Here is a 17863-nt window from a genome sequence, read left to right as displayed (position 1 = left end):
AGCTGCTGTCGTCCGCACAGCGTGCTCGGCCCCGCGGCGATCCTCATGACACGACCATGAGAACGCTCTCACGCCGCCCTGCGGCGCCGGTGCCCGGCGGCTCAGGCGCCGCGCAGGAGGGACGCGCCGGGCCCTGACAGCTCGTCGAGCGCGACGTCGCGGCCCGTCGCGACGAGCAGGAGCGCGAGCGCGGTGCCGCGCACCTCGGAACCGTCGCCGCGGCGTAGGCGCGCGTCGGTCGCGACGAGCCGCAGCCCGCCCATGCGCTCCTTCGCGCCGCCGAGCCGCGCGGGCGTCGCGAGCTGGTGGTCGAGCGCGGGCAGCACCGCGCCGAGCGGGTAGGGGTGCGCGATGCCGAGCGGGCGGCGGATGTCGTCGCCGTGCGCGATCTCCTCCACGAGCCGGCTCGCGAGCGGCGCGGGCGGCGTGTCCGTGCGGCCCGCGGCCGCGCGCATCGCCGCGAGCGTCGCGGCGGGCGTCGCGCGCCGCTCCCGCTCGACGCCCCGCCGGTTGTCGCGGTCGAAGTCGAGGCCCGCGGCCACGAGGCGCCGGGCGAAGCCGAGCCGCGTCGTCGTCCACACGTCGACGAGGTGCGCGGCGACGTCGTGCACGCTCCATCCCGCGCAGCCGCTCGGCGCGTCCCAGTCGGTGTCCTCGATCCGCTGCAGGTCGGCGATGAGCGCGCGGCGCTCCACGTGGACGGCGTCCCAGAGCTCGGACGGGTGCAGGTCGGTTCGGCGCGGCATGCCCCCACGCTAGGCCCGCCCGCGCCGACCGGTGCCAGGATGCAGCCATGACGCAGCGATCGGCGGCGGTGCGCGCCACCCGTGCCGTGCCCCTGGCCCTCATCGGCTGGCTCGTCGTCGTCGAGCTCACGAGCGGCCTCCTGCAGGGCTGGTACGTGACGCTCACGACCGACATCGCCCGCCACCTCTCGATCGCGGACGCCGACGTCAACTGGTTCGAGGCGGGCCAGCTGCTGCTGTCGGCGCTCATCGTGCCGGTGCTCGCGAAGCTCGGCGACATGCACGGCCACAAGCGGATGCTGCTCGTCGCCACCGCGATCACGGCGGGCGCGAGCTGGTGGATGGCCTTCGCGGGCGACTTCTGGGGGTACCTCCTGGCGTTCTCGCTGCAGGGCGCGTACGCGGTGTGGCTGCCGCTCGAGGTGGCGCTCATCTTCGACCGCGGGCGCCGCACGGCCTCCGCGCCGTCGACGACGCGGCGCGCGGCGGGCCTCCTCGTCATCGCGCTCGAGGCGGGCGCGATCGTGGGCGCGCTCGGCGCCGCCGTCGCCTTCGGGGCGTTCGGCGAGCAGATGGTGCCGACGCTCGCCGTGCCGGCCGTCGTGGTGACGCTGTGCTTCTTCGCCGTGCTGTGGGGCGTGCCCGAGTCCGAGCCGCTGCCCGGCCGCAGCCTCGACGCGGGCGGCTTCGTGCTGCTCGCGCTCTCGCTCCTCACGATCACCTCGGGCCTCACGTTCCTGAAGCTGAACGGCGCGGGCGCGTGGTGGGCGTGGCTCGTGATCCTCGTCGGCGTGCTGCTGCTCCTGCCCTTCGGCCGCTGGGTGCTGGGCCGCCGCGATCCCGCGATCGACCTGCGCGTCATGCGGCGGCCGGAGATGTGGCCCGTGCAGCTCACCGCGGGCCTCGTGGGCGTGAGCCTGCTCGGCGCGCAGACGCCGCTCGCGACCTACGCCGGCACCGACCCCGCGCTCGGCTACGGCCTGGGGCTCGACGCCTCGGGCCGCTCGATCCTCATCGGCGTCTACCTGCTCTCGCTCATCGTCGGCGCGACCGCCCTCGCCGTGCTGTCGCGGCGCCTGCGGCCGCGCACGCTGCTCATCGCCGCGGCCACGCTCGTCGGCGTCGGCTACCTGCTGCTCGTGCCGTTCCACCGGGAGGTGTGGCAGGTGTTCGCGTGCATGGCGATCGCGGGCGTCGGCTCGGGCGCGCTCGTGGGCGCGATGCCCGCCGCAGCGGCCGCCGCCGCGCCGCGCGGCCAGACGGGCGTCGCGACCGCGATGACGAACACGACGAAGACGATCGGCGGCTCGTTCGCCTCGTCGGTCTTCGCGATCGTGCTCGCGGTGGGCGCGGTCGGCACGGCCGCGTCGCTCGGCGGCTACCTCACGGTGTGGATCGTGTGCGGCGTCACCGCGCTGGTGGCGGCCGTCGGCCTCGTGGCGGTGCCGCGGCTCGCGTTCGCCGACCCGGAGCCGGTCGAGGAGGCCCTGGCGGACGACGCCTCGGCCGCGGCATCCTGAGCCCGGGACGACCACCGCCGACCGGGAGGCACCATGCCGCAGTACGCCGTGCTCATCTACGCGGGCGACTCCGCCCACGACCTCGACGCCACCGAGGAGGACCTCGCCGAGCCGAACGCGCACGGCGACGAGATGGCGGCCTCGGGCGCGATGCGCGTCGCCTACGCGTTCACGCCGCGCGCCCTCGCCCGGTCGATCCGCGCGGACGGCGTGACCGAGGGCCCCTTCGTCGACGCGCCGCAGGTGGTGGCGGGCGTCTACGTCATCGAGGCCGCCGACGGCGACGAGGCGCTCGCGATCGCGGGCACGAACCCCGCGATCCGCGGCGCGGACGGCGTCGAGGTGCGGCTCGTGCACTCCGGCGGGGTCATCGGCTGACCGCCCGGAGCGCGCGGCGGGGCCCGGTCAGCCCTTCGCGACGAGCGGGCCCTTGTGCACCCGCCACGGGTGCGTCTGCGCGACGGGCTTGATGATCGTCTCGTCGACCGAGACGTGGCCGGGGAGCGCGAGGATGTCGGTCATCACGCGCGCGACGTCGTCGGCCGTGAGCGGGTCCTGCACGTCCTGGTAGACGGCGTCGGCCTTCGCCTGGTCGCCGCCGAAGCGCACGAGCGAGAACTCCTCGGTCCAGACCATGCCCGGCGCGACCTCCATGACCCGGATCGGCTCGCCCTGCAGCTCGAGGCGCAGCACGTCGACGAGCTGCTTCTCGGCGGCCTTCGCGGCGTTGTAGCCGGAGCCGCCCGTGTAGGGCACGGTCGCGGCGATCGACGTGACCGTCATGATCTCGGCGTAGCCGCCGTCGCGCGTGGCGTCGCGCAGCAGCGGCAGCACGGCGTCGAGGACGCGCTTGACGGCGATGACGTTCGACTCGAACATCCACCGCCAGTCCTCGAGCGTCGTCTCGGCGATCTCTGCCGCGCCCTTCGCGCCGCCGGCGACGTTCACGAGCGAGGTGGGCTGGAACGCCGCCGCCGCCTCGGCGAGGCGCGCGACGTCGCCCTCGTCGGTGAGGTCGGCCGCGAGCACCTGGCAGCCGATGTCGGCGGCGAGCGCGTCGAGGCGCTCCTGCCGCCGCGCCACCGCGAGCACCTGCCAGCCGCGGGCGGCCGCGTGACGCGCGACCGCCTCCCCGATGCCGCTCGACGCGCCGGTGACGATGATCCGCTTCTCGCTCATGGGGCCATCGAAGCACAGGAGGTCAGACAGCGCGGGCCGGACTGCGCCGACGCGCGGTCGGGCCCGACTGTGACGAACTGCGACGGGGGCCGCTTCCGCGCACCGCCTCCGCCTCCCTACCGTGGGCGCACGCTTTCGACGGAGGAGACCCCCATGAGCGACTGGAAGTTCGAGACCCTGCAGGTCCACGCCGGCGCGCAGCCGGACCCCACCACCAAGGCGCGCGTCACGCCCGTCTACCGCACGACGTCGTACGTCTTCGACAGCACCGACCACGCGGCGCGGCTCTTCGGCCTCGCCGAGTTCGGCAACATCTACTCCCGGATCATGAATCCCACGAACGACGTGGTCGAGCAGCGTCTCGCCGCGCTCGAGGGCGGCACCGCGGCGCTGCTGCTCGCCTCCGGCCAGGCCGCCGAGTCGTTCGCGGTGCTGAACATCGCGGGCGCCGGCGACCACATCGTCTCGTCGTCGTCGATCTACGGCGGCACCTACAACCTCTTCAACTTCACGCTCCGCCGCCTCGGCATCGAGGTGACCTTCGTCGAGGACCAGGACGACCTCGACGAGTGGCGTCGCGCCATCCGCCCGAACACGAAGCTGCTCTTCGGCGAGACCGTCGGCAACCCTCGCATCGACCTGCTCGACATCGCGGGCGTCGCCGCCGTCGCCCACGACGCCGGCGTGCCGCTCATCGTCGACAACACGATCGCCACGCCCTACCTCATCCGCCCGCTCGAGCACGGCGCCGACATCGTCGTCCACTCGGCCACGAAGTTCCTCGGCGGCCACGGCTCGGTCGTCGCGGGCGCGATCGTCGACGGCGGCCGCTTCGCGTGGTCGCAGTCCGACAGGTTCCCGGGCCTCACGACGCCCGACGAGTCGTACCACGGCGTCACCTACACGGAGGCGCTCGGCGACGCGATCGCCTACATCATCAAGGCGCGCGTGACGCTGCTGCGCGACGTGGGCGCCGCCGCCTCCCCCGACACGGCCTGGCAGCTGCTGCAGGGCATCGAGACGCTCTCGCTGCGCCTCGACCGCCACGTCGAGAACGCCACGAGGGTCGCGCAGTTCCTCGAGCAGCACCCGCAGGTCGCCGCCGTGCACTACGCGGGCCTGCCGTCGAGCCCCTGGCACGCGCGCCAGCAGGAGATCGCGCCCCGCGGCGCGGGCGCGGTGCTGTCGTTCGAGCTCGTGGGCGGCGTGGAGGCCGGCAAGGCGCTCGTCGAGGAGCTGCGGCTCTTCAGCCACCTCGCGAACATCGGCGACGTGCGCTCGCTCGTCATCCACCCGGCCTCGACGACGCACGCGCAGCTGACGCCCGAGCAGCAGCTCACGGCGGGCGTCACGCCCGGCCTCGTGCGGCTCTCGGTGGGCATCGAGCACGCCGACGACCTCATCGCCGACCTCACGGCCGGCCTCGAGGCCGCCTCGGCGAAGGCGAAGGCGCTCGAGGCCGCGGCCTGAGCCGCGCCGGCACGCGCCGGACAGCGCACCACACCGCACCACACCTCACGACACCTCACCTCACGACGGGCGGCGGGCACCCATGGACTGGCAGCTGAGCGAGAACGCGCAGCACCTCTCCGCGGTGCCCGCCGCCCGCCTCGTCGACCGCACGCCCGTGCCCGTCACGGGCGCGTGGCGGCCCGGCGACGACCCCGGCTCGCGCTCGTTCGCCCGCATCGGCGACATCGACGCGGAGGCGGGCGGCACGATCCGCGGCGCCGTCCTCGCCTACGAGACCTGGGGCGCCCTCTCCCCCGCGCGCGACAACGCCGTGCTCGTGCTGCACGCCCTCACGGGCGACAGCCACGTGCGCGGCGCGGCCGGGCCCGGCCACGCGACCTCCGGCTGGTGGGAGGAGGTCGTGGGACCCGGCCTCGCGATCGACACCGACCGGCTCTTCGTCGTGGCGCCCAACATGCTGGGCGGCTGCCAGGGCTCCACGGGCCCCGCGACGCCCGCGCCGGACGGCCGCGAGTGGGGCTCGCGGTTCCCGCGCGTCACGATCCGCGACCAGGTGGAGGCGCAACGGCGCCTCGCCGACCACCTCGGCATCGGCCGCTGGCGCGCCGTCGTCGGCGGCTCGATGGGCGGCATGCACGCGCTCGAGTGGGCGATCGCGCACCCCGACCGCGTCGGCGCGACGGCGCTCTTCGCGTCGAACGCCGCGACCTCCGCCGACCAGATCGCCGGCAACGCCCTGCAGATCGAGGCGGTGACGACCGATCCGGGGTGGCTCGGCGGCGACTTCTACGACCTCCCCGGCCACGCGGGACCCGCGCGCGGCCTCGCGCTCGCGCGCCGGATGGCGATGCTCGGCTACCGCTCCCAGCACGAGCTGAACGAGCGGTTCGAGCGCGCGTGGCAGTCGAGCGTCGACCCGCTCGCGGGCGGCAGGTTCCAGGTGGAGTCGTACCTCGACGTGCACGGCAACCGCTTCGTGCGCCGCTTCGACGCGGGCTCCTACGTGCGCCTCGTCGACGCGATGTCGACGCACGACGTGGGCCGCGGGCGCGGCGGCGTCGAGGCCGCGCTCGCGCGCGTCACCTCACCGACGCTCGTCGTCGGGATCTCGAGCGACCGGCTCTTCCCCGTCGCCGACCAGCAGCGGCTCGCCGCCGGCATCGCGACGAGCGTGTCGGGCGCGGAGCCCGTCGTGCTCGAGAGCGGCTTCGGCCACGACGGCTTCCTCATCGAGCGCGAGCGCGTGGGCGACCTGCTCGCGCCGCTCCTCGCCTGAGACGGCGAAGGGGCCGCGCCGCGCGGCCCGCACGAGCATCCAGACGGCGCCGCCGAGGATCGCGACGTGCAGGGCGTTGCGGATCGTCAGCAGCAGCACGGCGCCCGGGTCGGCGAGCACGAGCGCGTCGTACGTCCACGGGAACTGCAGCTGCGTCGCCACCGCGACCGCGCCGATCGCCGCGACCGCGCGCCAGTGGCGCCGCGCCCCGGCCTCGGCGAGCAGCAGCGCCGGCACGGTCAGCCACGTCACGAACTGCGGCGAGCCCACCTTGTTCGTGACGATCATCGCGGCGACGATCGCGACGGCGAGCCACACGGTCGCCTCCTGCGCGTGCGAGCGCCGCACCGCGACGACGCCGAGCGCGCACACGAGGGCGACGACCGCCACGAGCACCGGCGTCGCGAGCGCCGCGACCTCCTGCACCCCGGCCCCGGAGACCTGGAAGGTGTAGATCTGCTGGTCGAAGCGCACGACGGCGTCGCCGCCGAGCGCCGCCTGCCACAGCCACGGCGTCGCCGCCACGGCCTCGATCTGGAGGCCCCGGTCGCCCTGCTCGGTGAGGAACGAGAGCACGTGGCCCGAGCCGAGCAGCGCCGCGATCCCCAGCACCGCCGCGGAGACGGCCGCGCCGGCCCCGATCGTCGTGAGGCGGCGGCGGCGCGCGATGAGGAGCGCGAGCCAGAGCGCGCCCGGCCACACCTTCATCCACGCGGCCGCGGTCAGCAGCGCCGCGGCGGTGCCGTGGCGGCCCCGGCGCAGCAGCGCGACCGCGATGATCGAGAGCGCCACCGCGACGGTGTCGATGCGCGCGAGCGCGACGGGCCCGAGCGCCACGAGCAGCCCGAGCCAGGTCCAGGCGAGCACGTGCCCGCGCGGGATCGTGAGGAGCAGCGCGAACGCGACCGCGTCGAGCGCCGTCACGAGCAGCATCCACACGACCGGCAGCGCCCCAGGGCCGAGCACGTTCGCGACCGCGATCGGCGCCCACGCGAGCAGCGGGTACACCCACGGCGCGTCGATGCCCAGCACCGAGCCTGCCTCGGCCTGCGCCACCCACCACGTGTAGACGGAGAGCACGTCGCCGTAGGCGTCCGAGACCTGCGGGGCGTTCAGCAGCGCCAGCAGGGCGTGGACGCCGCCGAAGGCCGTCCACATCCACGCGCGGTCGCGGCTCAGAACAGCCTCCGGGTGGCGTCGCGCACCTCGCCCACGAGCTCCTCGATGATGTCCTCCAGGAACAGCAGGCCCGTCGTCTCGCCCTGCGCGTCGAACGACCGCGCGACGTGCGCGCCCGTGGAGCGCATGAGCGCGAGCGCGTCCTCGACCTCGGCCTCCTGGTAGATCGAGGCCAGCTGGCGGATGCGCTTCGACGGCACGGGCTCGTCGACCTCGTCGTCGTCGGCGCCCAGCACGTCCTTGATGTGGACGTAGCCGACGGGGCCGCCCGCGGCGTCGGTGATGACGTAGCGCGAGAAGCCGCGCTCGCGCACGGCGCGCTCGACGTCGGCGGTCGTCGCGCCCTGGGGCAGCGAGACGATCTCGTCGAGCGGCAGCGCGACGTCGCGCACGCGCCGCTCGGTGAACTCGAACGCGCGCGAGATCGCGCCCGTCGGGTCGAAGAGCACGCCCTCGCGCTTCGAGGTCTCGACGATCGTCTCGACCTCGTCGATCGTGAACGCGCTCGCCGCCTCGTCCACGGGCTCCACGCGGAACAGCCGCAGGATGCCGTTCGCGATCGCGTTCATGAGCCAGATGATCGGTCGGAAGATGCGCGAGATGAGCACGAGCGGGGGCGCGAGCAGCAGCACGGCGCGGTCCGGCACCGAGAACGCCGCGTTCTTCGGCACCATCTCGCCGAGCACGACGTGCAGGTAGGTGACGAGCAGCAGCGCGATGACGAAGGCCGTCACCGAGACGACCTCCTCGCTGAGGCCCGTCCACGAGAGCGGGCCCTCGAGCAGGTGGTGGATCGCGGGCTCGGAGACGTTGAGGATGAGGAGCGAGCAGATCGTGATGCCGAGCTGGCACATGGCCAGCATGAGCGAGACGTGCTCCATGGCGTAGAGCGCGAGCCTCGCCGCCCGGTTGCCGCGATCGGCGAGCGGCTCGATCTGCGAGCGGCGGGCCGAGATCACGGCGAACTCGGCGCCGACGAAGAAGGCGTTGGCCGCGAGCAGGATGACGAGCCACAGGATGCCGAGCCAGTCGTTCATCGCCGCGCCCCCTCGTCCTCGCGCGCCGACGCATCCGTCTGGCGCTCCACGAAGCGCACGCGCTCGACGCGACGGCCGTCGACGCGCTCGACCCGCAGCGTGCCTGCGGCGATCGCGACCTCGTCGCCCACCGCGGGCACCGTGCCGAGCTCGGCCATGATGTAGCCGCCGATCGTCTCGTAGGGGCCGTCCTCGGGCACCTCGATGCGCGCGCGCTCGAGCAGCTCGTCGGGGCGGAAGGCGCCGGGGAAGGTGACCCAGCCCGGGCCGCGCACGACCTCGACGTGGAGGCGGTCGTGCTCGTCGGCCACCTCGCCCACGACCTCCTCGACGAGGTCCTCGAGCGTCGCGATGCCCGCGGTGCCGCCGTACTCGTCGACGACGATCGCCAGCTGGTAGCCGCGCTCCTTGAGGTCCGAGAGCAGCGCGTCGAGGTGCACGGACTCCGGCACGCGGTGGGGCTCCTCGGCGATCGCGCCGACGGGCACCTCCGCCCGGCGCTCGCGCGGCACCGAGATCGCCTGCTTGATGTGGGCGATGCCGAGCACGTCGTCGAGGTCGCCGTCGATGACGGGGAAGCGCGAGAGGCCCGTGGCGCGCGAGAGCGCGACGAGGTCGGCGACGCTCGCGCCGCGGTCGACGGCCTGCACGCGCGGGCGCGGGGTCATGACGTCGCCCGCGCTCAGCTCCGAGAACCGCAGGGTGCGGGCGAGGAGCGTCGCGGCGTCCGCGTCGAGCGCGCCCTCGGTGGCGCTGCGGCGCACGAGGGTCGAGAGCTCCTCCGCGGTGCGCGCGCCCGAGAGCTCCTCCTTGGGCTCGAGGCCCATGGAGCGCAGGATGCCGTTGGCCGAGCCGTTGAGGCCGAGCACGGCGGGCTTGAAGACCGCGGTGAAGGCGCGCTGGAAGGGGGTCACGCCGATCGCGGTGCCGAGCGGCTTCGCGAGGGCGAGGTTCTTGGGCACGAGCTCGCCGACGATCATCGACAGGATCGTGGCGCCCGTCATGGCGATGACGCTCGAGAGCGGCGCCGCGAAGCCCTCGGCGAGGCCCCAGCCGACGAGCACTGGCGTGAGCAGCCGCGAGATCGCGGGCTCCATCGTGTAGCCCGTGAGGAGCGTCGTGAGGGTGATGCCGAGCTGCGCGCTCGAGAGGTGGGTGGCGGTCTGCTTGAGCGCCGCGATGGTGCCGTCGAGGCGGCGCTCGCCGCGACCGCGGCGTGCCTCGAGCTCGGAGCGGTCGAGGTTGACGAGCGAGAACTCGCTGGCGACGAAGAGGCCGGTCCCGATGGTGAGGACGACGCCGATCAGGATGAGGATCGTGTCCATCAGCGCGCGGGGACCGGCTCGGGACTATGGCAGGGCTCGTCGTGCACGGCGACATCCTACCGAGGCGCGCGGCGGTGCGCCCCTGCCGGGCACGGCCGCCGCGGACCGCTACCAGGAGACCGGCAGCGCCTTCCCCTCCTCGTAGCCCGCGGCCGACTGCACGCCCACGCGGGCGCGCTCGCGGAAGGCCGGCACGGTGTCGGCGCCCGCGTAGGTGAACGAGGAGCGCACGCCGGAGGTGATCATGTCGACGAGGTCCTCGACGCTCGGCCGCTGCGGGTCGAGCAGGATCGTCGACGAGGAGATGCCCTCGGCGAAGAGCGTCTTGCGCGCGAGCTCGTAGGCGTCGAGGCCGGCGTTCCTGCCGAGCACGGCCTTCGTGGAGGCCATGCCCCACGACTCCTTGAAGAGCCTCCCCTGCCCGTCGCGCTGCAGGCGGCCCGGCGCCTCGATCGTGCCGGCGAACCAGGAGCCGATCATGACGCTCGAGGCGCCGGCCGCGAGGGCGAGCGCGACGTCGCGCGGGTAGCGCACGCCGCCGTCGGCCCAGACGCGCGCGCCGAGCTCGATCGCGGTCGCGGCGGTGTCCATGACGGCCGAGAACTGCGGGCGCCCGACGGCCGTCATCATGCGCGTCGTGCACATTGCGCCGGGGCCGACGCCGACCTTGAGGATGGAGGCGCCGGCGGCGACGAGGTCGCGCGCGCCGTCGGAGGAGACGATGTTGCCGGCCGCGACGGGCACGGCGTCGCCCACGCGCGACCGCACGGCCTCGAGCGCGCGCAGCATGCCCTCCTGGTGGCCGTGGGCGGTGTCGACGACGATGACGTCGGCGCCCGCCTCGACGAGCGCGGCGGCCTTCGCACCCGGGTCGCCGTTGATGCCGACGGCGACGGCGACCGAGAGCCGCCCCTGCGCGTCGAGCGCCGGTCGGTAGATGTCGTCGCGGAGCGCGCCGAGGCGCGAGGCGACGCCGATGCAGCGGCCGTCCTCGACGACGGGCGCCACCTCGACGCCCTCGCGCTCGAGCGCGGCGAACATGGCGCGGCCGTCGACGACGTCGGCGGGCGCGAGCTCGGGGAGGCGCGAGTGCAGCAGGTCTCCGACCGTCGCGTCGGCGAGCGCGTGCCCGAGGCGCTCGGCGGGGATCGCGCCGAGGAAGCCGCCGTCGGCGCCCTCCACGACGACCGCGTGGCCGGCGATCGCGGGCACGCGCTCGAGCACGGCCTGCACGGTCTCGTCGGGGCGGGCGACGTGCGCCGAGGCGAGCCCGATGGGCTGCGCCTTCACCCAGTCGATCGAGGCGATCGTGTCGTCGAGCGCGTGGTCCTGCGTGAGCACGGCGAGCGCGCCGCGGCGGGCGAGCGCGGCCGCCATACGGGGGCCGGTGACCGAGTTCATGTTCGCGGCGACGATGGGGAGCGTGGCGCTCGTGCCGTCGTCGGGCGAGAGGTCGACGCCCATGCGCGAGCCGACGCCGGAGCGGCTCGGGACGAGGAAGACGTCGGAGTAGGTGAGGTCGTGCTCGGGCACGTCGCCGATGAACCGCATGCCTCCAGCGTAGGCGCTGGCCAGGCGCGGGACGCCCGGCGCGGGTGGCCCGCTCAGCCCTTGCCCTCGCTCCAGTCGCGGGCGACGCGCGCCTGCACGGGGAACTCGATCGGGAAGCCGCCGAAGAGCGTGCGGCCCGCGAGCGCCGCGGCCTCGCGCACGGCCTCCGCGACCTCCTCGGCGCGCTCGGCGGGCGCCTGCACGATGACCTCGTCGTGCAGGAAGCAGACCAGCGCGGCGCCCTCGACGTCGCGGATCGCGCGGCGCACGCCCGCCATCCACGCGAGCGCCCACTCCGCCGCCGTGCCCTGCACGACGAAGTTGCGGGTGAAGCGGCCCCAGGCGCGCGCCTGCCGCACGCCCCGCTCGTCGTCGCGCCAGCGCGGCGGCAGGGGCGAGGCGCGGCCGAGCCACGTGCGCACGCGCTCGCGCCGCTCCCCCGCGCGCGCCGCGGCCTCGACGGCGCCCATCGCCACCGGGTAGGCGCGCGCGAGCCGCGGCAGCACCCGGCCCGACTCCCCCGCCGTGCCGCCGTAGAGCGCGCCGAGCATGCCGACCTTCGCGTGGTCGCGGGTGTCGACGACGCCGCGGTCGACGAGCGCCTGGTAGAGGTCGCGGCCGCGAGCCGCGTCGGCGAGCGCCTCGTCGCGCGAGAGCGCCGCGAGCGCCCGCGGCTCCAGCCTGCGCCGCGTCGGCGACGACGAGCCGCATGCCGGGCTCGGCGGCGACGGCCGCGCGGATGCCGCGGGCGATCTGCATGGCACCGGAGCCCTCCGTGGCCCAGCGCCCGGTGACGACGCCGCCCGGCACGTACTCGATCGCGAGCCGCGTGCGGCCGCGGGCGTCCTCGCGCGCCCAGCGCTGCGCCCACGACCAGCCGTTCGCGGTGTGGAGGCGCGACATGCGCTTGTAGGCGATGAGCGGATCGATCACCGGGTGCTCGTGCTCGCGCAGCTCCCAGCGCGCCGTGGAGGCCACGTCGACGCCCGCCCGGCGGAGCGCCCGCAGCACGTCCTGCGGGGAGTCGGGGTTGAGGCCCGGGTCGGCGAGGGCCTCGCGCACCTCGCCCGCGAGCGCCTCCATGCGCCGCGGCCGGCCGCCGCCGATCGGCCGCTCGCCGAGCGCCTCGACGAGCAGCGCGTCGTGGCGGGCGCGATCGAAGGGCAGCCCCTCCCTGCTCAGCTCCACCGCGACGACCGCGCCCATCGACTCGGCCGCCGCGAGCATCGCGAGGCCCCGGTCGTCGCCGATCGCCGCCTCCTGCGCCGCGAGCTCGGCCGCGATCGCCGCGACGTCCTCGGGCTCGGGCGCGAGCGAGAAGAGCCCGTCGTCGCCGCCGCGCAGCGTGCGCGCCCAGCGCTCCTCGCGCGGCAGCCCGCGGGCCTCGACGAGGATGCGGTGCACGAGTCGCAGGTCGCGCACGCGCTCGAGGCGGATCCCGGTGTCGAGGAGCGCCGGCACGACCGCGCGGGCGTCCTGCCAGACGATGCGGACGCCGGGCGCGGCGAGCCGCTCGTCGTCGCCCACGCGCGCCGCGGCGTGCACCCGCACCTCGTGCGCGGCGTCGCCGACGAGGCGCGCGACCGCGATGCGGGCGCCCCGATCGAGCGGTGCCACCGCGAGGTCCATGCGGCGACGGTACTGCCGGGCGCCGACACCGCCGGGCGACACGGCAGCGCGCGTCACGCTCCGCACACGTGCCGGACACCTGGATGCGGCATGATCTGGTCAGGAGACGCGATGACTGCGCAGGTGGTGGTGCTCAACGCGACGCTCGAGCCGATCGGCGTCGCTTCGCTGCAGCGCGCCGTGGCCTTCGTCGTCAAGGAGCGCGCGCAGATCATGCTCGCGGGCGACGGCACCATCCGCTCGGAGTCGTTCGAGATGCCCGTGCCGCGCGTCGTCGTCTTCAACGACTACGTGCAGATCCCCCACACCCGCATCTACGACCGGATGCCGTGGAGCCGCCGAGGCGTGCTCGACCGCGACCGCCGCCGCTGCGCGTACTGCGAGGGCCCGGGCGCCACGATCGACCACATCCAGCCCGCCTCCCGCGGCGGCGGCTCGACCTGGCTCAACACGATCACGGCGTGCGTCGCCTGCAACGGCAGGAAGGGCGATCGCACCCCGCACGAGGCCGGCATGCCGCTGCGCTTCGAGCCGCGCGTCGTCTGGCGCCGCGAGGTGATGCTGCTCGCCGTCGAGGCCGCGGGCGTCGACCTCGCGGCGCTCGGACTCGCCCGCTGAACCGGCGCAGCGCACATCGCGCGCGGACTATGCTGGAGGGCACCGTGCCGCAGGATGCACTGCGGCGTGCCCGGAAGCAATCGGAAGAGGCGATCGATACCGTGTCCAGCCCTGCGGACGACAGCGAGTTCGGAGCGAACGAATGGCTCGTGGAGGAGCAGTACCAGCTCTTCCTCAAGGACAAGGACTCGGTGGCCCAGTCCTGGTGGCCGATCCTCGAGCGGTACGCGGCGCAGCGTGACGCCGGCGGTGCCGCCACGAGCATGAGCGAGACGCCGAAGCCGGCAGCCCCCTCGGCCGACCAGCAGCGCGCCGAGCAGGCCGCCCAGGCCGCCGCCCCCGCTGCGGAGGCCGCAGCGCCAAAGGCGACCGCCTCGCAGCCGGCCCCGCCGAAGCGCCCCGTGCGCCCGGGCTCGCGCCCCGACCAGCCCGTCGACGCCGGCCAGGCCCAGCGCGCGCAGGACGCGCCGCAGGAGAAGACCGAGAACCAGGCCGACACGCCCGCCCCGGCCGCGAAGGCCGACGGCGCGATCGTCGCCCGCACCACCCGCCAGGCCGCCCGCCCGAAGCCCGTGCCCGCCGACGCCCCCGCCCCCGGCGCGAAGAAGGCGGAGGACGAGGCGCCGAGCGAGGAGCCCAAGGTCACGCCGCTCCGCGGCCTCCCCAAGACGCTCGCGGCCAACATGGACAGGTCGCTGCTCGTGCCGACCGCGACGAGCGTGCGCACCGTGCCGGCGAAGCTGATGATCGACCAGCGCATCGTCATCAACAACCACCTGCGCCGCACGCGCGGCGGCAAGGTGTCGTTCACGCACCTGATCGGCTACGCGCTCGTGCAGGCCCTCAAGGCCTTCCCGAGCCAGAACGTCTACTACGACGAGGTCGACGGCAAGCCCTCGCTCGTCGCCCCGCCGCACGTCAACCTCGGCATCGCGATCGACCTGCCGAAGCCCGACGGCACCCGCGCCCTCCTCGTGCCCAGCATCAAGAAGGCCGAGACGATGGACTTCGCGGAGTTCGTCGCCGCGTACGAGGCGCTCGTGAAGAAGGCGCGCGCCAACAAGCTCGAGGCGGGCGACTTCGCCGGCACGACGCTCTCGCTCACGAACCCCGGCGGCATCGGCACCGTGCACTCGGTGCCGCGCCTCATGCAGGGCCAGGGCTGCATCATCGGCGCGGGCGCGCTCGACTACCCGGCCGAGTTCATGGGCGCGAGCCCGGAGCGGCTCGCCGACGCCGGCGTGGGCAAGACCGTCACGCTCACCTCGACCTACGACCACCGCGTCATCCAGGGCGCGGGCTCGGGCGAGTTCCTGAAGATCGTGCACGGCCTCCTCGTGGGCGAGCAGGACTTCTACCGCGGCATCTTCGCCGACCTCCGCATCCCCTACGAGCCCATCAAGTGGTCGACCGACGTCTCGGTGCGCTCGGCCGACGAGCTCTCGAAGCAGACGCGCGTCGCGCAGCTCATCAACGCGTTCCGCGTGCGCGGCCACCTCATGGCCGACATCGACCCGCTCGAGTACGTGCAGCGCACGCACCCCGACCTCGAGATCGAGCAGCACGGCCTCTCGTTCTGGGACCTCGACCGCGAGTTCGTCACGGGCGGCTTCGGCGGCAAGCGCCAGGCGCTGCTGCGCGACGTGCTCGGCGTGCTCCGCGACACCTACTGCCGCACGATCGGCATCGAGTACATGCACATCTCGGACCCGGCGCAGCGCCAGTGGTTCCAGAGCCACCTCGAGGTCCCCTACGTCAAGCCCACGCACGACGAGCAGATGCGCATCCTGCGCAAGCTCAACGAGGCGGAGGCCTTCGAGACCTTCCTGCAGACGAAGTACGTCGGCCAGAAGCGCTTCTCGCTCGAGGGCGCGGAGTCGATGATCGCCTTCCTCGACGCGCTGCTCCAGGGCGCCGCGACGGAGGGCCTCGACGAGGTCGCGATCGGCATGCCGCACCGCGGCCGCCTCAACGTGCTCACCTCGATCGCCGGCAAGACCTACGGCCAGGTGTTCCAGGAGTTCGAGGGCGCCGCGGTGTTCACGGGCTCCGGCGACGTGAAGTACCACCTCGGCAACGAGGGCACCTTCACCGCCGCCGACGGCTCGACCGTGCCCGTCTACCTCGCCGCGAACCCCTCGCACCTCGAGGCGGTCAACGGCGTGCTCGAGGGCATCGTGCGCGCGAAGCAGGACCGCATCGGCGACGGCGAGCACTCGGTGCTGCCCGTGCTCGTGCACGGCGACGCCGCGATGGCCGGCCAGGGCGTCGTGTTCGAGACGCTCCAGCTCTCGCAGCTGCGCGGCTACCGCACGGGCGGCACCGTGCACCTCGTCGTCAACAACCAGCTCGGCTTCACGACGCCGCCCTCGGAGTCGCGCTCGTCGACCTACTCGACCGACATCGCGAAGGCCGTGCACGCGCCGATCCTGCACGTCAACGGCGACGACCCCGAGGCCGTCGTGCGCGTCGCGGAGCTGGCGTTCCAGTACCGCCAGGAGTTCAAGCGCGACATCGTCATCGACCTCGTGTGCTACCGCCGCCGCGGCCACAACGAGGGCGACGACCCCACCATGACGCAGCCGCTCATGTACTCGCTCATCGAGGCCAAACGCTCCGTGCGCACGCTGTACGCCGAGAACCTCGTGGGCCGCGGCGACATCACGAAGGACGAGTACGAGGCCGCGCAGGCCGACTTCCAGGGCAAGCTCGAGCAGGCCTTCATGGAGACGCACGCCGCCGCGACCGGCTCGATGCCGACCGTGACGCCCGAGCCGGCGGAGGCCGAGGGCGAGCCCGAGGTCACCGGCGTCGCCAAGGAGGTCGTCGAGGCCATCGGCGACGCGCACGGCAACCCGCCCGAGGGCTTCAGCGTGCACCCGAAGGTCAAGCAGGTGCTCGCGAAGCGCGTCGAGGCGAGCCGCTCCGGCGGCATCGACTGGGCCTTCGGCGAGCTGCTCGCGCTCGGCACGCTGCTCCTCGAGGGCACCTCGGTGCGCATGACGGGCCAGGACACGCGCCGCGGCACCTTCGTGCAGCGCCACGCCGTCATGCACGACAAGCACAACGGCCAGGAGTGGCTGCCGCTCGCGAACCTCGGCGAGGACCAGGGCCGCATCTCGATGTACGACTCGCTGCTCAGCGAGTACGCGGCGATGGCCTTCGAGTACGGCTACTCGGTGGAGCGCCCCGACGCGCTCGTGCTGTGGGAGGCGCAGTTCGGCGACTTCGCGAACGGCGCGCAGATCGTCATCGACGAGTTCATCTCCTCGGCCGAGCAGAAGTGGAACCAGCACTCCTCGCTCGTGCTGCTGCTGCCGCACGGCTACGAGGGCGCGGGGCCCGACCACTCGTCGGCCCGCATCGAGCGCTTCCTCTCGCTCGCGGCGGAGCGCAACATGACGATCGCGCGGCCGACGACCCCGGCGAACCACTTCCACCTGCTGCGCCGCCAGGCGTACGCGCGGCCCCGCCGCCCGCTCGTGGTCTTCACGCCGAAGGCGATGCTGCGCCTGCGGGACGCGACGAGCCAGGTGGAGGACTTCACGACCGGGCGCTTCCAGACGGTCATCGACGACGCCCGCATCGCCGACCCGTCGAAGGTCCGCCGCGTGCTGCTGCACTCGGGCAAGGTCCACTACGACCTGAAGGCCGAGATCACGAAGCGCGGGATCGACGACGTCGCGCTCGTGCGCGTCGAGCAGCTCTACCCGCTGCCGGTCGACGAGATCAACGCGATCGTCGACCGCTACCCGGAGGCCGAGCTCGTCTGGGCGCAGGAGGAGCCGCTCAACCAGGGCGCTTGGCCCTTCGTGCACCTCATGCTCCCCCGCCACCTGCACGGGCGGACCCTCAAGGTGGTCTCGCGGGCGAGCTCCGCGAGCCCCGCGACGGGCTCGGCGAAGCGCTCCGCGCAGGAGCTCGCCGCGCTCGTCGAGGCAGCGCTCAGCTGATCCCGGCATCGCAGCGCCCGCGTCCGCAGAGGACGCGGGCGCTGCGTCGTCTCTCCCTCCGCATGCGTGCGGATTTCTTCAGGATGCGCCCCGCGCCATCCTGAGGGACTTTGCGCATAGTGTTACCAAACACTGTTACGCAGATCGCCGGGCCCGTCCCGACGACAGGGGGTGGGTCGCATGGATCGAGCGCAGAGGCCCGTGGCGCTGCCGAGGTTCGCAGGCCGGCGGCAGCACGCGGCCCCGGTGACGGCGGTGCTGCCCCTCGCGGGCACGCGCTCGCCGCGCTCGGCCCCCGCCGTGGTGCGCCGGCTCGAGTGGGAGCGGCGCACCCGCATCCGCCTGCTCGGCACCGACACGGCCATCGTCGTCGCGGT

General features: G+C 74.1%; 12 protein-coding genes. 6 read left to right on the top strand and 6 right to left on the bottom strand.

Features of this window, described 5'->3' with window-relative positions; translation table 11 throughout:
* Nucleotides 1-101: 101 nt before the first annotated feature.
* Nucleotides 102-746, bottom strand: coding sequence for a maleylpyruvate isomerase family mycothiol-dependent enzyme (locus OVA14_RS09585; RefSeq protein ID WP_267503665.1), 645 nt, complete (start codon nt 744-746; stop codon nt 102-104).
* Between the two features lie 47 nt (nt 747-793).
* On the opposite strand from OVA14_RS09585, the gene OVA14_RS09580 reads away from it, so the two are divergent.
* Together OVA14_RS09580 and OVA14_RS09575 are read left to right on the top strand one after the other, a co-directional pair.
* Entirely contained in the window at nt 794-2266 is a 1473-nt protein-coding gene (locus OVA14_RS09580) for an MFS transporter (protein WP_267503664.1), read from the top strand.
* Between the two features lie 33 nt (nt 2267-2299).
* Entirely contained in the window at nt 2300-2644 is a 345-nt protein-coding gene (locus OVA14_RS09575; RefSeq protein ID WP_267503663.1) for a YciI family protein, read from the top strand.
* Nucleotides 2645-2671: 27 nt separating this feature from the next.
* Here OVA14_RS09575 and OVA14_RS09570 read toward each other — a convergent pair whose 3' ends face one another.
* Nucleotides 2672-3445 (bottom strand): SDR family oxidoreductase, encoded by a 774-nt coding sequence (locus OVA14_RS09570; RefSeq protein ID WP_267503662.1) that lies wholly within the window; start codon nt 3443-3445, stop codon nt 2672-2674.
* A gap of 69 nt (nt 3446-3514) precedes the next feature.
* Here OVA14_RS09570 and OVA14_RS09565 point away from each other — a divergent pair, with 69 nt between their 5' ends.
* A complete protein-coding gene (locus OVA14_RS09565) occupies nt 3515-4915 on the top strand; it encodes a bifunctional o-acetylhomoserine/o-acetylserine sulfhydrylase (protein ID WP_420710584.1) in 1401 nt (466 codons plus the stop codon).
* Between the two features lie 82 nt (nt 4916-4997).
* The gene (metX, locus tag OVA14_RS09560; RefSeq protein WP_267503661.1) at nt 4998-6194 is read left to right on the top strand and encodes a homoserine O-acetyltransferase MetX; all 1197 of its coding nucleotides are present in this window, start codon (nt 4998-5000) and stop codon (nt 6192-6194) included.
* 1175 nt (nt 6195-7369) lie between these two features.
* On the opposite strand, the gene OVA14_RS09550 is transcribed toward metX, so the two are convergent.
* The 4 genes from OVA14_RS09550 to OVA14_RS09535 form a co-directional block, all read right to left on the bottom strand.
* Nucleotides 7370-8410: a hemolysin family protein gene (locus OVA14_RS09550; RefSeq protein ID WP_267503660.1), complete on the bottom strand. Its 1041-nt coding sequence runs from the start codon at nt 8408-8410 to the stop codon at nt 7370-7372.
* The gene (locus tag OVA14_RS09545; RefSeq protein ID WP_267503659.1) at nt 8407-9735 is read right to left on the bottom strand and encodes a hemolysin family protein; all 1329 of its coding nucleotides are present in this window, start codon (nt 9733-9735) and stop codon (nt 8407-8409) included. Before OVA14_RS09545 ends, OVA14_RS09550 begins: the two co-directional genes overlap by 4 nt.
* 108 nt (nt 9736-9843) lie before the next feature.
* Nucleotides 9844-11286 (bottom strand): GuaB1 family IMP dehydrogenase-related protein, encoded by a 1443-nt coding sequence (locus tag OVA14_RS09540; protein ID WP_267503658.1) that lies wholly within the window; start codon nt 11284-11286, stop codon nt 9844-9846.
* A gap of 53 nt (nt 11287-11339) precedes the next feature.
* Entirely contained in the window at nt 11340-12050 is a 711-nt protein-coding gene (locus tag OVA14_RS09535; protein WP_267503657.1) for a DNA polymerase, read from the bottom strand.
* Between the two features lie 379 nt (nt 12051-12429).
* On the opposite strand from OVA14_RS09535, the gene OVA14_RS09530 reads away from it, so the two are divergent.
* Together OVA14_RS09530 and OVA14_RS09525 are read left to right on the top strand one after the other, a co-directional pair.
* Nucleotides 12430-13533: an HNH endonuclease gene (locus OVA14_RS09530; protein ID WP_267503656.1), complete on the top strand. Its 1104-nt coding sequence runs from the start codon at nt 12430-12432 to the stop codon at nt 13531-13533.
* Between the two features lie 101 nt (nt 13534-13634).
* Nucleotides 13635-17486: a multifunctional oxoglutarate decarboxylase/oxoglutarate dehydrogenase thiamine pyrophosphate-binding subunit/dihydrolipoyllysine-residue succinyltransferase subunit gene (locus tag OVA14_RS09525; RefSeq protein WP_267503655.1), complete on the top strand. Its 3852-nt coding sequence runs from the start codon at nt 13635-13637 to the stop codon at nt 17484-17486.
* Nucleotides 17487-17863: the final 377 nt, after the last annotated feature.

The organism is Agrococcus sp. SL85 (assembly GCF_026625845.1).
GTDB lineage: Bacteria > Actinomycetota > Actinomycetes > Actinomycetales > Microbacteriaceae > Agrococcus.
Note: the sequence above shows the minus strand (reverse complement) of the source record. Positions and strands in the feature narration are given on the sequence as shown.

Coding starts and splice junctions, on each gene's coding strand:
- OVA14_RS09585 (WP_267503665.1), bottom strand. CDS start 746: ATGCCGCGCCGAACCGACCTGCACCCGTCCGAGCTCTGGGACGCCGTC.
- OVA14_RS09580 (WP_267503664.1), top strand. CDS start 794: ATGACGCAGCGATCGGCGGCGGTGCGCGCCACCCGTGCCGTGCCCCTG.
- OVA14_RS09575 (WP_267503663.1), top strand. CDS start 2,300: ATGCCGCAGTACGCCGTGCTCATCTACGCGGGCGACTCCGCCCACGAC.
- OVA14_RS09570 (WP_267503662.1), bottom strand. CDS start 3,445: ATGAGCGAGAAGCGGATCATCGTCACCGGCGCGTCGAGCGGCATCGGG.
- metX (WP_267503661.1), top strand. CDS start 4,998: ATGGACTGGCAGCTGAGCGAGAACGCGCAGCACCTCTCCGCGGTGCCC.
- OVA14_RS09550 (WP_267503660.1), bottom strand. CDS start 8,410: ATGAACGACTGGCTCGGCATCCTGTGGCTCGTCATCCTGCTCGCGGCC.
- OVA14_RS09545 (WP_267503659.1), bottom strand. CDS start 9,735: ATGGACACGATCCTCATCCTGATCGGCGTCGTCCTCACCATCGGGACC.
- OVA14_RS09540 (WP_267503658.1), bottom strand. CDS start 11,286: ATGCGGTTCATCGGCGACGTGCCCGAGCACGACCTCACCTACTCCGAC.